This window comes from Terriglobia bacterium, from assembly GCA_020073185.1.
Taxonomy (GTDB): domain Bacteria; phylum Acidobacteriota; class Terriglobia; order Terriglobales; family Acidobacteriaceae; genus JAIQGF01.
The window spans coordinates 30,458-44,209 of record JAIQFT010000013.1; the positions used below are offsets into that span (position 1 = coordinate 30,458).

General features: G+C 60.5%; 15 protein-coding genes. 2 read left to right on the plus strand and 13 right to left on the minus strand.

Going from position 1 to position 13,752, the window contains the following annotated elements:
• Nucleotides 1-54: 54 nt before the first annotated feature.
• A complete protein-coding gene (locus LAN64_06395; GenBank protein ID MBZ5567464.1) occupies nucleotides 55-987 on the minus strand; it encodes a cation diffusion facilitator family transporter in 933 nt (310 codons plus the stop codon).
• Nucleotides 988-1,046: 59 nt separating this feature from the next.
• On the opposite strand from LAN64_06395, the gene LAN64_06400 reads away from it, so the two are divergent.
• Entirely contained in the window at nucleotides 1,047-1,433 is a 387-nt protein-coding gene (locus tag LAN64_06400) for a RidA family protein (protein ID MBZ5567465.1), read from the plus strand.
• 596 nt (nucleotides 1,434-2,029) lie between these two features.
• On the opposite strand, the gene LAN64_06405 is transcribed toward LAN64_06400, so the two are convergent.
• From LAN64_06405 to LAN64_06430, 6 genes are all read right to left on the minus strand, one after another.
• Nucleotides 2,030-2,560 (minus strand): methylated-DNA--[protein]-cysteine S-methyltransferase, encoded by a 531-nt coding sequence (locus tag LAN64_06405; protein ID MBZ5567466.1) that lies wholly within the window; start codon nucleotides 2,558-2,560, stop codon nucleotides 2,030-2,032.
• A gap of 99 nt (nucleotides 2,561-2,659) precedes the next feature.
• Nucleotides 2,660-3,742: a sugar kinase gene (locus tag LAN64_06410; GenBank protein ID MBZ5567467.1), complete on the minus strand. Its 1,083-nt coding sequence runs from the start codon at nucleotides 3,740-3,742 to the stop codon at nucleotides 2,660-2,662.
• Nucleotides 3,743-3,779: 37 nt separating this feature from the next.
• Nucleotides 3,780-5,051 carry an MFS transporter gene (locus LAN64_06415; GenBank protein ID MBZ5567468.1) on the minus strand — a complete coding sequence of 424 codons (1,272 nt, stop codon included), beginning with the start codon at nucleotides 5,049-5,051 and terminating at the stop codon, nucleotides 3,780-3,782.
• A 75-nt stretch (nucleotides 5,052-5,126) separates the two neighbouring features.
• On the minus strand, nucleotides 5,127-6,398 hold the full coding sequence (locus tag LAN64_06420; GenBank protein ID MBZ5567469.1) for a lactate racemase domain-containing protein: 1,272 nt from the start codon (nucleotides 6,396-6,398) through the stop codon (nucleotides 5,127-5,129).
• A gap of 12 nt (nucleotides 6,399-6,410) precedes the next feature.
• Nucleotides 6,411-7,247 (minus strand): SDR family oxidoreductase, encoded by an 837-nt coding sequence (locus LAN64_06425; protein ID MBZ5567470.1) that lies wholly within the window; start codon nucleotides 7,245-7,247, stop codon nucleotides 6,411-6,413.
• Nucleotides 7,240-8,073: a FadR family transcriptional regulator gene (locus LAN64_06430; protein ID MBZ5567471.1), complete on the minus strand. Its 834-nt coding sequence runs from the start codon at nucleotides 8,071-8,073 to the stop codon at nucleotides 7,240-7,242. Before LAN64_06430 ends, LAN64_06425 begins: the two co-directional genes overlap by 8 nt.
• Before the next feature lie 191 nt (nucleotides 8,074-8,264).
• Here LAN64_06430 and LAN64_06435 point away from each other — a divergent pair, with 191 nt between their 5' ends.
• Complete coding sequence (locus LAN64_06435) at nucleotides 8,265-9,647, plus strand: hypothetical protein (protein MBZ5567472.1); 1,383 nt, start codon at nucleotides 8,265-8,267, stop codon at nucleotides 9,645-9,647.
• On the opposite strand, the gene LAN64_06440 is transcribed toward LAN64_06435, so the two are convergent.
• The 6 genes from LAN64_06440 to LAN64_06465 form a co-directional block, all read right to left on the minus strand.
• Nucleotides 9,569-10,315 (minus strand): PIG-L family deacetylase, encoded by a 747-nt coding sequence (locus tag LAN64_06440; GenBank protein ID MBZ5567473.1) that lies wholly within the window; start codon nucleotides 10,313-10,315, stop codon nucleotides 9,569-9,571. The genes LAN64_06435 and LAN64_06440 overlap by 79 nt on opposite strands.
• Before the next feature lie 392 nt (nucleotides 10,316-10,707).
• A complete protein-coding gene (locus tag LAN64_06445) occupies nucleotides 10,708-11,379 on the minus strand; it encodes a ribonuclease HII (protein MBZ5567474.1) in 672 nt (223 codons plus the stop codon).
• A 168-nt stretch (nucleotides 11,380-11,547) separates the two neighbouring features.
• Nucleotides 11,548-11,877: a 50S ribosomal protein L19 gene (gene rplS, locus LAN64_06450; GenBank protein MBZ5567475.1), complete on the minus strand. Its 330-nt coding sequence runs from the start codon at nucleotides 11,875-11,877 to the stop codon at nucleotides 11,548-11,550.
• 75 nt (nucleotides 11,878-11,952) lie between these two features.
• Complete coding sequence (trmD, locus tag LAN64_06455; GenBank protein ID MBZ5567476.1) at nucleotides 11,953-12,822, minus strand: tRNA (guanosine(37)-N1)-methyltransferase TrmD; 870 nt, start codon at nucleotides 12,820-12,822, stop codon at nucleotides 11,953-11,955.
• A 56-nt stretch (nucleotides 12,823-12,878) separates the two neighbouring features.
• Entirely contained in the window at nucleotides 12,879-13,445 is a 567-nt protein-coding gene (gene rimM, locus LAN64_06460; GenBank protein ID MBZ5567477.1) for a ribosome maturation factor RimM, read from the minus strand.
• A complete protein-coding gene (locus LAN64_06465) occupies nucleotides 13,442-13,720 on the minus strand; it encodes a KH domain-containing protein (GenBank protein ID MBZ5567478.1) in 279 nt (92 codons plus the stop codon). The genes rimM and LAN64_06465 overlap by 4 nt, the downstream gene beginning before the upstream one ends.
• Nucleotides 13,721-13,752 lie beyond the last annotated feature (32 nt).

Here is a 13,752-nt window from a genome sequence, read left to right on the forward strand (position 1 = left end):
TTTTGCTGGACGCGCTGGGAGGCGCTGTGACGGAATGCTTCCCGGCGCGTTCGCTTAGTGGGTGTGTCCGTGGCTTTCAGGAGTTGGCGTCGGAATCACCACGCACCCATGCGCCACGTCGCACACTACGTGTTCGAACTGGATCGTGGTGTGATGGATGCGGAAGTTCAATCGCAGCCGTTCCTGCACCTCGCGCAAGATCGCCTCGCTCGCTGACGGTGGAATGTCGGCGATGCTGATGTGGCACGACAGCGCGTGCGAGTCGCTGCCGATACTCCACACGTGCAGGTCGTGCACGTCATTCACGCCCGCGACCGCGGCAATCTCCTGTCCCACGTGCGAGAGGTCCATGCCGCGCGGCGTGCCTTCCAACAGGATATTGAGCGTCTCGCGGATGATTCCAAATGACGACCACAGGATCATGGCACCGATGCCGAACGACAGCGCTGGGTCAATCCAGTCCCGGCCCGTCACCAGAATCGCCCAGCCGCCGCCGATCACCGCCGCCGTGGATAGGGTGTCGCCCAGCATGTGCAGGAACGCGCTGCGAATGTTCAGGTCTTTGCTGCTGCGCCACAGGATGACGGAGATGACCCCGTTCACCACCACGCCCGCCGCCGCCACGCCGATCATCAACCCGGGGTGGACGCGCTGGGGGCTCACCACGCGCTTTCCTGCCTCGTAGAAGATGTAGAAGGCGATCGCCACCAGCGTCGTGGCGTTGATGAACGCAGCCAGCACGCCGGCGCGGCTGTAGCCGTAGGTCTTGGTCGCGGTGGGCGGACGCTGTTCCAGATACACCGCCGCCAGCGACAGCAAGAGCGCCAGAAAATCGGAGACGTTGTGGCCGGCCTCCGAGAGCAGCGCCAGGCTGTGCGCACGAATCCCGGAGATCACCAGCAGGACGATGTAGGCCATCGTGACTGCGAGTGAGACCCGCAGCACCTTCGAGGTGTATCCCGGCTGATCGTGAGCATGCGCGCGCATCAATGCCGCCTAAAATATTTTTTCGAACCCTTTTCAGCGCGCGCCCAATCTTTCCGACCATGACACGCAAGAATATATCCAGCGGTACTCCATGGGAACCGATCGTCGGCTACTCGCGGGCGGTGCGCATCGGGCCCTACGTGCACGTTTCCGGTACCACGGCCACCGCGCCGGGCGGCGGCATTACCGGCGTGGGGGACGCCTACGCGCAGGCGGTGCAGACGTTGCGCAACATCGAAGCGGCGTTGCAGCAGGCCGGCGCCGAGATGAAGCACGTGGTGCGCACCCGCACCTTCGTCACCAACATCGAGGACTGGGAGAAGGTCGGGCGGGCGCACGGCGAAGTGTTTCGCGACATCCGTCCGGCGACGACGATGGTGGAAATCTCGCGCCTGATCCTGCCCGAAATGCTGGTCGAGATCGAAGCCGACGCCTACGTCGAGTGAAGTTAATCAGTGGGTAAACCTTCGTTGTATACCCCTCCCCTCCACCCCCACGTGGAATCAGCAACTTACGTCTCGGATACTGGCCAGCAACTGGCCGGTTACTGGAAAAGTTGTTGTCAAAGAACGCGCAAGCCGCAGATAACATTACAGTTACCTGCGGCCGTAAGCTCGGTTTGAGCTGCTTGCATTATACGATGGGTGTCAATAGGGCTAGTCAAACCACGGAGGGACACCGAGAAACAACGGAAGGGAAACAACAATTGAAGAAGTGCCGACTTATACCGCGAGGCGCTGATTATCGTGGGTCGGCATGAAATTTCCCGTACGACGCGGCGGTTGGAGCATACTAGGAGTGCTACGCACCTCTCCGCCAGCGGGGCGGTCTTCTGCGCAGAGGAAGAAGGCCGCTTATGTCGGACTCTCGTGTCGAGAGACTTTCCATTCGCTCCAGCGGACTAATTAAGGACTCGGCTGATCTGGTGCGCGATTCCGAGGCCATCCTGGAAAAATCCAGGGAGCTGCGAGAACATGCGCGGCAATTGAAGGGTGGGACGCGTCGGAACATAACGGCAAACCAACTCGCGGAGGATTTATAGTTATTGCGCCTCCGCGGCCGTGGCGCATTGACGCGAGGGCGCTGATCCGAGCCTACCCTGTCCACGTTCCAAATCCAGCAGCTTCTGCTTCAGTGGAAGACCGCCACCGTAGCCACCGAGCTTGCCGTCGGAGGCAATCACGCGGTGGCAGGGCACGATGATGGCAATGGGATTGTCGTGGTTGGCCATACCGACGGCACGGAAAGCTTTCGGCTGCCCCACGGCGCGCGCCTGCTCGGCATAGGTGCGGGTTTCGCCGTAAGGAATCTTCAGCAGCGCGCTCCAACAGCGCATCTGGAATTCGGTACCGCGCAGGTCGAGCGGAACGGTGAATTGGCGCAACTCACCCGCGAAGTATTCCTCCAGTTCGTGGCGGTAGGGCGCAAGCTTGTCGTCGGAGTAGAGCCACGTGGCCTTGGATTTCCGCTTCAGCTCCGGAAGATATTCCAGCGCGACCAAGCCGCGGTCGGAGGCAACCAGGGTGAGCGGGCCAATGGGGGATTGCCAAGTGGAGTAGTAGAGCGTTTCCATGCAATGAAATCGTAACACCTCGCCCGGCGAGGCGCCGGGACCTACGGCAAGAGAGTGAGGTCGCCATTTCGCCGGGCTGAAGCCCGGCGCTTCCACCGCCTACCGTTGAATGCGTGCGGAGCCCCCTGCCGCAAGGCTTCTGACTTGATCGAGAGTCGCCATGGTGGTGTCGCCGGGGAAGGTGGTGAGAAGTGCGCCATGCGCCCATCCTAAACGAATCGCTTGTTCTGGCGACTCGCCATTCATGAGCCCATAAAAGAAGCCGGAGCCAAAGCCGTCGCCGCCGCCTACGCGGTCATACACGTCCAACTCCGCCGTAGGCGCCGCTACGGTCTGACCGTCAACCCAGGCGACTGCGCTCCAGGTGTGACGATTCGCCGAATGCACGGCGCGAAGAGTGGTGGCGACGATTTTCAGGTTGGGGAAACGCTTGTTCACCGTCTCCATCATGGAAAAGAAGGCCGAAGGATCCAGCTTCGACTTGGCGGCAACATCCGGGCCGGCAAGGCCCAGTCCTTGCTGCAGATCTTCTTCGTTCCCAACCAGGACATCAACATGGCTCGCGATTTCGCACAAGACCTGTTGCGCTCGCGCAGCGCCGCCGGCAGCACTCCACAGTTTCTCGCGGTAGTTGAGGTCAAAGGAAGTGATGGATCCGACTGCCTTGGCAGCCTGCATGGCTTCGATCACCAGTTGCGAAGTTGTTTCGGAGAGCGAGCAGAAAATGCCGCCACTGTGAAACCAGCGCACACCCTCCGCAAAAATAGCCTTCCAGTTGAAATCACCGGGTTTGAGCCTGGCGGCGGCTTCATTGGATCGGTTGTAAAAGACCACCGGTGGGCGAACACCAAAACCGCGGTCACTGTAGACCGTAGCCATGTTCGGCCCTCGACTGCCGTCGTGGGTGAAGTGCTTGTACAAGGGCACCACGCCCATGGCCCGCACTCGTTCGGCGATCAAATCGCCGATTGGGTAGGAGACCATCGCAGTCGCGATCCCGGTGCGCAGGCCAAAACAGTTCGCCAGGTTGGCTGCGCAGTTGTATTCGCCGCCGCTGACATGAAGGTCACAATGTGTCGCCTTGCGGAATGGAACGATACCGGGGTCCAGCCGGCAGACTAAAGCTCCCAGCGACATAAAATCGAAGCGACCTTCTCGAGGAATTCTTAAGGATGAAGCCATCTTTATGTCTCCGAACATCTGTAAATACCCTGGCCAACTACGCCTCTAACTGGACCGGTTCGCCAGGGCCTGTCAGCAAGTGAATGAAAAAAAGAGCGACCAGGTAAGCCGAGCCCGCGATGATGAAAACCGGCATATAGGAACCGGTCCACTGCAGGACATAGCCAACCACCTTGGCGATGAGCATTCCGCCAACCGCTCCCGCCATTCCTCCAATGCCAACCACCGAACCGACAGCCCGCCTCGGAAACAAGTCCGAGGCAACGGTGAAGATGTTGGCCGACCAACCTTGATGGGCGGCGGCGGCCAGGCTGACCAAGGCGACGGCCGCCCACAGGCTGGAGGCTCGCGACGCGAAAACGATCGGCACCACGGCGAGGGCACACATCAGCATGGCTGTTTTTCGGCTAGAGTGGACGCTCCAACCGCGCCGAATCAGCGAAGACGAAAGCCATCCTCCGCAAACACTGCCTACGGTGGCAACGTTGTAGATGATGAGGAGTGGAAGCATCATGCCGTGGAGATCCACGCCATGGCTCCGATGTAGGAAATCAGGTACCCAGAACAGATACAGCCACCAGATAGGGTCGGTAAGGAACTTGCCGATGCAGAACGCCCAAGTCTGGCGGTACTTGATTAATTTCAACATCGGAATAGAGGAGGGTTGGTCAGCAGGATCACTGCGAATGTAAGCGAGTTCCCCGGCCGACAGCCGGGGGTGAAGCTCGGGTGCCCGATAGAACGACACCCAGAGGACAACCCACACAAACCCCAGAGCGCCGGTGGCGATGAATGCCATCTGCCAACCGTAGGTGTAGGTCAACCAAGGGACGACCACGGGAGTGACGATGGCTCCAACGTTGGTGCCGGAATTAAAAATCCCGGTCGCCAGCGCCCGTTCTTTCTTGGGGAACCACTCCGCCACAGATTTGATTGAGGCCGGAAAACTGCCGGACTCTCCCAAACCGAGGGCGAACCGCGCGGCGGAGAATCCGAACACCGAGCGAGCCGCTGCATGCGCCATGGCGGCAATGCTCCAAACGAACACTGCCAAACCAAATCCTTTCCGGGTTCCGAGCCAATCCATCACCCGTCCAACAATCAGCAAACCGGCTGCGTAGGCAACCTGGAAGTAGAAAACGATGTTGCCGTAATCGATCTCGTTCCAGTGCAGTTGGGCCTGCAAGGTGGGCTTGAGAAGTCCAATCACCTGACGGTCGATGTAGTTGACCGTAGCAGCGAAGAACAGAAGTCCACAGATCATCCACCGGAGGCTTCCCGCGGGTGAAACTTGCTGAACTTTCTCCATCTGTACGGCAACGGCGGAGCCGGTGGTTTCGGCGTCGGGCATTTTATTTCTCCAGTTCCCAGACTCGCGTGTCCCCTAATCTGCGGCTGCGATAGTCGTTTTCTGGAGCCGGAACAAGGTTTCGCCAGCACGGGGAATCGCGACAACGCCTTCTTCCTCGCGGCCACGCCACTGGTCGAGATCGATGCTTGCAGGATTCAGATATCCGAGGTTGATGCGGCGGCAGCGCTCTTCAGGAATACCGGTGGCAAGCGTCACCTTGATGCGTGGAGTTTCAATCCCGGTCCTGGCGTCGTACTGGCCGAGGCCCTTGACGTGCGTCGAGTGCGCCAGTACTCCGCCCGGAAAGTGCTTGAACCGGTCCCACTGCTTCATGAAGTAATCGCGGCAGTGGTAGCCAATCTGATCGATCAGCTTTCCGTGGGTGTAGCTGACCTCGGTAAGGCCAGGACTGTAGATGACGACTTCGCCACCGTCGGCGACCGCGGGCTCGATCTTGTACATGCCTTTGGCGGCGGTCCACAAGTCGTCGTACATCTTCGGCATGATGGACAGCACGCGACGAAACGGCCGGTCGACATAGACAATGTGCTTGCGGGCCGATAACGAGGACGCCGCGGTCCACGCTTCCTGGGGAGAACCGAAGTACAAGCCGGCGACTCCCTCATACGTGACGACCAGCGCGAAACAGGACCTGGGGCGGGGAATCAATTCGGCGGCGCGGTCAATCACCGCCCGCACCGGCGTGTAGCCCGCACCGATCACTTCGTAGTTGGTGATCACCGCGCCCAGCCAGTGCGTGAAGTTGATGATCTCGGGCCCTGCAATGCCCGGGAAAAAGTATTTATTGCCGCCCGAGAACCCGACCACTTCGTGCGGGAACACGGGGCCACAGACCACGAGATGGTCGTAATCTAGGATCAGGCGGTTGAGCGTGACCGGCACTTCTTGCGACATGAGGCCGCCGGTGATCTGTGCCATGTCCAGGGCAGAAATGGCGCCGAGCCGGATAAAGTTTTCCGGGTATTCCCAGTGGTGGTTGAAGACGTAGGAATCGCCTGCCTTCCCATCCACCACCGGCTGACCGACCAACTTGCTTAACTGTGCGTCGGTCATGGGGGTGTGGGTACCCAAGGCAACCAGGTAGTCCAGCGCCTTCGTGCGCGGCCGCAACAGCTCGCGAAAAATCACAAACATTTCCGGCATGGGCATGGTGCGTGTCCCATCCGGGATAATGATCAGAATGCGTTGGCCATCGAAGGAGGTGGTGGCAAGAGCCTGGGAAACGATCTGGCGCATGTCATCGGCGCTCAAATAGCCAACGGCAGATCCTCTTCCGACTATCATCACTGCGCTCCTTCAAACACCGCTGTAGGCAGCGAAACCACCGTCAACGGCGACCACAGTGCCGGTAACGAAGGCAGACGCGGGTGACAACAACCACAACACGGCTCCAAACAGGTCCTGGGCTTCACCAAACCTGGCCATGGGAGTGTGGGCGATGATCGATTTGCCACGCGGGGTTAACTCGCCGGTGTCGCGATCTGTCAGCAGGAACCGGTTCTGTTCGGTGAGGAAGAAACCGGGTGCAATGGCGTTGACGCGAATGCGCGGCGAGCACTCCTGGGCCATGTGCACGGCCAGCCATTGGGTGAAATTGCTGACGCCCGCCTTGGCGGCCGAATACGCAGGAATACGAGTCAAGGGACGAAAGGCATTCATCGAGGAAATATTCAGGATGGTTCCGTGTCCTTGCTCCGCCATGATCTTGCCGAAAACTTGACAGGGCAGGATGGTGCCGAGAATGTTCAGGTCAAAAACCCAGCGCAGGGCTTCGGTGGGCAGGTCGAAGAATTTCAGCTCGGCACCGGTAGTCGCTTGCGGCTTGTTTCCTCCCGCGGCGTTGATGAGGCAATCGATCTTTCCGAAACGAGCGAGGACGTCGGCCGCCGCCTTCTTCAGGCTGTCAACCTGAAGCACGTTGCCGGCAAACAGTTCGGCCTGGGCGGCGCACTTGCCCATTCGCTCCAGCAGGGCCTTGCCGGGTTCGAGGTTGAGGTCCAGAATGGCGACCTGCGCGCCGCAGCCGGTCAGGGCGCACGCCATTTCGCCGCCCAAGACACCGGCGCCGCCAGTGATCACGACCGTTTGCCCGGTAAAGTCAAAAGCCTTAATGAACCCCTCGTAACTATTCATCGCCTCTTGATTGCCTTCCTTTTCCTCTCCGGGGTGACCGCTCATTCCGGCCACGCCAAGCAGTCCCTGGCAATAGAGCAGACTTGAGTTCCATGCCGGACTGCTCTAGCGCATGATGTTCGCCGGATATCAGCAGGTGTTTGTCCATGGCGGATCGTGCGGCCTCGGGATCGTGAGCGCGAATCGCCTGATAAACAAGCCGGTGCATCTGGGCGGCTTCGCGAAGATTGGTTTCGGTGGCCAGTCTCGCTGTCGGTTTGCGCCTCTCGTAGAAAAGAGTGGAGACCATTTCCACCAAGGAAGCAACGATCGGATTCTCCGATGCCGCCGCCACTGCACGGTGGAAACTCATGTCGTGGACCAGGAAAAGGTCCTTTTCGTCGATCGCCGCAAACAGATTGCTAACCTCATCGGCAATTTTGGCGATCGCTTCCGGCCGGGCGCGTTGTGCCGCCAATCCCGCCGCGCCGACTTCGAGAATGCGGCGTGCCTCGAACATTTGTTCCTGAGTAAACCCATGCAACGCGGCTTGAAAATTCAGTGGCTCAGAACCCAAACTGGGCGGCCCGGCAGTGATATATGTCCCGGAACCATGTCTCGACTGCACTACCCCCATGGCGGACAAGGCCCTTAGGCCGACGCGCACCGTGGGACGACTGACGCCGATCTGCAGGGCAAGGTCCCGCTCGGCCGACAGACGGTCTCCCGGGCACAACTGACCGCGCTCGATCAAGTGGCGCACGAAGGAAACCACTTGTTCGGCGCTCCCCTTCCATGCCGACTTGCCGTCGCCGCGCTGAGGAGCATTCGTGGGGCTGCTGACCATGTCACGCCTGAATCGACAACCAACCAAAGTGGTATAGCCACATTAGATAAGAATTGCGTAGAATGTCGTACGAGTATCCCGCTCCGATACCAACGTTGTCAACGGTGACTAGTCATTTAAAGCACCTTTAAGTGCCGTTGTGGTCCGGCAGAGGGCATCGGCTTGCCTATGGTGGCATTACCACTTTTGTTATGCGGAAACGTATTGGTCTAGCCTTGTACTTTACGGGATTGGTCCTTCTGTTAGGTGGGCGCCTTGCCAACGCACTCGACATTACGGTTGCGGCGCAAGGGCGCGCCCAGTTCCAGAGCATTCAAGCCGCGGTGGATTCAGTGCCCGAGGGCAATCGCGAGCGCGTCGTAATTCACATCAAGAACGGGACGTACCGCGAGCAGGTGCGGATTCACAGGTCCTTCTTGACGCTGCGCGGCGAAGATCGCAGAAAGACTCTGATTACCGCCGCGGTGGACACCAGTTCCTGTCCTGTTGCCGCCGATCAATCCCAAGAGGAGCAGTGCGCGACGGTGATTAGCGACGGCTCGGAAGTGGCCTTCGAGAACCTGACAGTCGCGAACTCGTTCCAATCCGAGAAGGGCAAAGGGGCGGCGCTGTCGATCGTCGGTGATGCGACGCGCATCGTGATCGCCAACGCGGACGTGGTGGGATTTGGCGGGGATACGCTGGTGCTGGCGGCGCGGCGATGGAAGCTGGGGAACGGCGCCGAGTATTACTTGAACAACGTGTACGTGTGGGGCACCTATCACATCATGGTGCCGCGCGGGACAACCTACGCCGTGAACTCCAGGTTCTGGTGCATGGGCGGAACCAAGAACTGTTTGTTCAACGAAGGGCTGACGCGGGAGTCCGACAAGCTGGTCATACGCAACTCGGCGATCGACGGCCCGGAGCCATTCGGACTGGGGTCGTATTTCCGCGACGCGGCATGGTACTTCGTGGACGACAGGATTTCAGACCGGCTGCGAGCGAATGGACAGATTAGGCGCGAGCCTGCCAAGGAATATCAAATGAAGTGGGGGGAGGGGCGCATCTACTTCGCCGACAACAAGGCTCCGGATTATCCGTGGCTCAAGAACAACATCGAGCAATCGCCGGCACGAACGAAGGCAACGGTGACGGCGGAGTGGACGCTGCCCGACTGGAATCCAGAGAGCACTTCGGCGCCCCGGGTGGTCAAGGTTGAGCAGACGAGCGGCCGCGTGCTGGTGAAGTTCAATGAGAGCGTCACGGTTCACGGAGTACCCGCGCTGGCCTTGGAGTCAGGAGCGAAGGCGGGTTACAGACGCGGAAGCGGCACCAACTCTCTGGAGTTTGAGGCGGGCTCCGCCAGTAAACCGGTAGCGATCGAGTTGCGCGGGGGAGAGATCTTTGCTTCCTCCGCATCCCTGCGACGACGCCATGCCGACTTGTCACTGGAGAGCAGAAGATCTGAAATCCGCGGCGACACGCGATCGCAATCGCTGCTTACGCTCGCAACTCAGAACTCCTCTTCCACTCCCTCGAACAAATCCGTTTCCGGGTTGATGACGCTGGGCACGGAGCGCGCCACCAAGTGAAACTGCTCCTCGTGTCCGCGCTTGCGCACGTTGTTTTCAAACAACGAGAACAGCGGCGTCTGGCTTTTGTGCGCCTTGAAGGCGGAGATCTTGGTTTCCAGGTAATCGCCGATGTCAATCGTGGTGGTTGCCGGAGGCAGCGCCACCGGTTGACGATCCGCCAACGTAAACAAGGCCGTGGAATAGTACAGCTTGTGCGCGCGGTGCGGCCTCAGGCCGTTGTTCAACTGCTCGACGTAACGGTTGGCGCGCCCCGCCCAGTGAAACGCCATGGTGGTGAACGATGCCACCATCGAGTGGTCCGGATGCGCCGTGACCGCGCCTTCCGGTCCGAACGTCATGATCACCTGCGGCCGTATGGTGCGCACGCGTAAAACCAGGTCTTCGACGACGCGGTAAAAATCTGTGCGGTCCAGTGCAGCGTCCGGGTAGTCGAGCACCTCGCCGCGCGTGACCTTCAGGATCCGGCACGACGCCGCGAACTCCCGCTTTCTTTGTTCGGCCAGCTCTTCTTCCGACCGCGTATTGCCACGGTGCGTTGCCGCCTGTCCCGGCGTCAAGCACACAACGTAGGTCTCGACGCCGCGTTCCCGGTAGAGCAGCAGCGAGCCGCCGAACCCTCCGGCCTCGTCATCGGGATGCGCCGTCACACACAGCAGTCGCAACATTGGCCCGCCACGCCCTCGTCGTTTCACATCTTACAAGACGCGCCAATTGCTAACCCATTGCCAGAAGACATCTCATCATGAACCATTTCAGCAAAGTGCGGACTCCCTCAGGGGCTAAAGCCCGCATTATTTGCGACTCTGGGCGGCACGGCTGAAGCCGTGCCCTACCCAAAACCATTTATGGGCTAGTCTAGCTTGGCTCTGTTGAGATCCTCGCAGGAAGCAAGTTTCACTTCGTGCCGTCCCTACGGGACTCTGTGGATTTCAGAAGCAGCTTTCCCGGCACTTACGTGCCGGGCTAGGTTCTGTCGCCCCTGTGGGGCTGAGGCCACGCAGTCCGCAAGGATGAGCAGCTCGAACGAAAAAGGACGTCAACAAAGCCAGATAGCTTCTTAATTGTCTTCTTCCTTTTCCGTCAGCATGAACTCCAGCACCTGCTGCGGATGCTGCGCCATCCACACCGGCGCAAACGACTGGCGATGCAGCGGCGACGGTCCGTACTTGCGCAGGCCGGCAATGTGCTTGGGGCTACGGTAGCCCTTGTTGGAAGCGAGATCGTAGGCGGGAAACACCGGCGCCCAGCGGCGTACCAGTTCGTCGCGATAGACCTTGGCGACGATCGAGGCCGCCGCGATCGACGCCGACAGCGCGTCTCCATGAATGATCTTGGTCTGCGCGCACTCGTACTGCACCCGCACCGCATCCAGCAGCAAGTGATCGGGCGGCGGCTTGAGTTGCGCCACCGCCTCCACCATCGCCAGCAGGGAGGCGTGGTAGATGTTGAGCTGGTCGATGCGCGCCGCGTCCACCGCCGCCACCGCCCAGGCAATGCAGTGCTGCTTGATGCGCTCCGCCAGCATTTCACGCCGCTGCGGCGGCAGCAGCTTGGAATCGCGCAGTCCGCGAATGCGGTAATTGGGATCCAGGATGACGGCACCGGCCACCACCGGCCCGAAGAACGCCCCGCGGCCGACCTCGTCCACGCCGGCCACCAGACGGGCGCCGGCGGCCCACGCCTGCTTTTCAAATCTCAGGGTACACTTCAGCCGCTTCAGCAGGCGCATCTTCGCCGCCGAGGGCGAAATTTCTTCGACGGGCTTCAACAGGCGGGGCACGGAGAAAACTTAACCACGGATTGACCCGGATGTCCACGGATCAAGGCGTTCCGATCCAGTGTACAAAAAACGATCCGTGCAAATCCGTGGCGATCCGTGGTGGCCTTGATTCGGCCTTTATTCCGCTTCGCGCAGGCGGGCGGCCTTGCCGCGGCGGGCGCGCAGATAGTACAGCTTGGCGCGGCGGACGCGGGCCGAGCGCAGCACGTCGATCTTGTCGATGACTTTGGAATTTAGCGGGAAGATGCGCTCCACCCCATGCCCGAAGCTCATTTTGCGGACGGTAAAGCTTGCCTGGGGGCCGCGGCTGCGGGCAATGACTACGCCCTCGAACGCCTGCAAGCGTTCCTTGTCGCCTTCCTTGATCTTCACATGCACACGCACGGTGTCGCCGGCATGGAATGGCGGCAGGTCGGTGCGCTGCCTTTTCGCCAGCAGCTTCTGCAGTATCGGTGAGGTAGACATGACACTTTTCCTTCGTAAAGTCGAAGTTTCAATATAACAGCCACTTGGCCTTGGGCGCTAGGCTACAGGCTTCAGGCCTGGCACTTTGCGGAGTTCATCCACGATTTCCCGGTCCTCATCGCTGAGAACAACCCGTTGCAGCAACTCCGGCCGGTTGCGCAACGTTTTCTCCAGCGCCCTTTTGCGGCGCCAGCGCCGGATTGCCTCGTGATCGCCAGAGACCAGCGGTTCCGGCACCGCCAGGCCGCGAAAGTCCGCCGGACGGGTGTAATGCGGATAATCCAGCAACCCGCCGGCGCTGATCGTGGAATCGGGAATCCGCTTGCCCTCGCCATCCACCGGCAGTCGGACGCTCACTTCGCCGGCGCCGAACGACTCCGTTCGCGCCGACGCCTCATTCCCCAGCGCGCCCGGCAGCAGCCGCGTTACCGCATCAGCGATAATCGCCGCCGGCAACTCCCCGCCGCTCAAGACAAAATCTCCAACCGAAACCTCGCGATCCGCCAGGTACTCGCTTACCCGCTCATCCACTCCCTCGTAGCGCCCGCAGATCAGGAACACCCGCTCCAACTGCGCCAATTCGGCCGCTACCCGCTGGTTGAACAGCTCTCCCTGCGGCGACAACAGGACAACCGATTCTCTGGCGCGCGGACTCCTGACTCCCAGTTCCCGGCTCCTGATCCGCTCTGCCCGCGGCGTGACCCGCAAAAACTCCAGGCAATCGAAAATCGGCTCCGGCTTCAGCACCATGCCTTCGCCGCCGCCGAACGGACGATCATCTACGGTGCGATGCTTGTCCTTGGTGAATGCCCTCAGGTCGTGGACCGTGATCTCCACCAGCCCGGACTGCCGCGCCCGCCGCACGATCCCGTAATCCAGCGGCCCGCGAAAAAAATCCGGAAAGATGGTGATGATTTCGAATTTCATGGAACAGCTTTTAGCTCTTAGCTGTTAGCTGATTCGTTGTGGTTAAAAGCTAACGGCTACTCGCCTTTCTTCCCCTGCAAATCCTTCTCGTCCTTTGACAGCGGCGCGTCCAGCTCCAGCATCCCCTCCGGCAGCTCCATCTCAATCCGCTTCGCCGCCGTATCCATGCACCGCAAGTATGCCGCAGCCAGGGGAATCAAGAACTCCCGTTTTGCGGAACGCACCACCAGCAACGGCGCCTCTCCGGCTCCAAACTGAACGTCGGCCACCGTGCCGATCAGCTGCCCGCCGGCGCGCACCTCACATCCAGCCAAATCCTCGAGGTACTCCGCACCCTCTTCCAGCGCCGCCCGCTGCTGGCGCGGAATCTGGATCTCGCACCCGACCAGCGTTTCCGCGTCGCCGATCGTCTCCACGCCCTCGAATTTCAGCACCACCCGCTGCTTGTGCGGCCAGAAGTCCTCGACGCGCAGTCCCCGGCGCTCGCCGCTCTCGTCGAGGGCAAACACTCGCCTGCGTTCGGCGAACCGTTCGGGAAAATCGGTGAGGATGTCGGCCGCCACTTCACCGTGCCGGCCTTGCGGCTTAACCACCCGGGCGATGGTGATGAAAGCGTCGTCTATTCCAGGATCTCCAGTTCGAAGCGGTGATTTGCTTTCACGCCGACCGCGCCCAGGATTGCGCGGAACGCGCGTGCCGTCCGTCCCTGCTTGCCGATCACGCGGCCCAGGTCGCCGGGCGCAACCTCCAACTCCAGCACGGTGGCGCCGCCTTCCTCGACCGCCTCCACCGACACCTGGTCCGGCTCGTCCACTAGCGATTTGGCAATTTGCTCGATCAGCCCGCAAACGTCAATCTCGGGAGGCTGTGTGCGCAATGCGGAAGGCTCGCTTGACATCGGGTCCTCTGGAGTTGGAGAAACTGGGGAAC

Bases quoted from the DNA above. Each gene is read 5' to 3' on its own strand.
- trmD (MBZ5567476.1), bottom strand. From the start codon at position 12,822: ATGAAATTCGAAATCATCACCATCTTTCCGGATTTTTTTCGCGGGCCG.
- LAN64_06415 (MBZ5567468.1), bottom strand. From the start codon at position 5,051: ATGGAGAAAGTTCAGCAAGTTTCACCCGCGGGAAGCCTCCGGTGGATG.
- LAN64_06420 (MBZ5567469.1), bottom strand. From the start codon at position 6,398: ATGATAGTCGGAAGAGGATCTGCCGTTGGCTATTTGAGCGCCGATGAC.
- LAN64_06410 (MBZ5567467.1), bottom strand. From the start codon at position 3,742: ATGGCTTCATCCTTAAGAATTCCTCGAGAAGGTCGCTTCGATTTTATG.
- LAN64_06400 (MBZ5567465.1), top strand. From the start codon at position 1,047: ATGACACGCAAGAATATATCCAGCGGTACTCCATGGGAACCGATCGTC.
- LAN64_06395 (MBZ5567464.1), bottom strand. From the start codon at position 987: ATGCGCGCGCATGCTCACGATCAGCCGGGATACACCTCGAAGGTGCTG.
- LAN64_06440 (MBZ5567473.1), bottom strand. From the start codon at position 10,315: ATGTTGCGACTGCTGTGTGTGACGGCGCATCCCGATGACGAGGCCGGA.
- LAN64_06465 (MBZ5567478.1), bottom strand. From the start codon at position 13,720: ATGTCAAGCGAGCCTTCCGCATTGCGCACACAGCCTCCCGAGATTGAC.
- LAN64_06445 (MBZ5567474.1), bottom strand. From the start codon at position 11,379: ATGCGCCTGCTGAAGCGGCTGAAGTGTACCCTGAGATTTGAAAAGCAG.
- LAN64_06430 (MBZ5567471.1), bottom strand. From the start codon at position 8,073: ATGGTCAGCAGCCCCACGAATGCTCCTCAGCGCGGCGACGGCAAGTCG.
- LAN64_06435 (MBZ5567472.1), top strand. From the start codon at position 8,265: ATGCGGAAACGTATTGGTCTAGCCTTGTACTTTACGGGATTGGTCCTT.
- LAN64_06425 (MBZ5567470.1), bottom strand. From the start codon at position 7,247: ATGAATAGTTACGAGGGGTTCATTAAGGCTTTTGACTTTACCGGGCAA.
- LAN64_06405 (MBZ5567466.1), bottom strand. From the start codon at position 2,560: ATGGAAACGCTCTACTACTCCACTTGGCAATCCCCCATTGGCCCGCTC.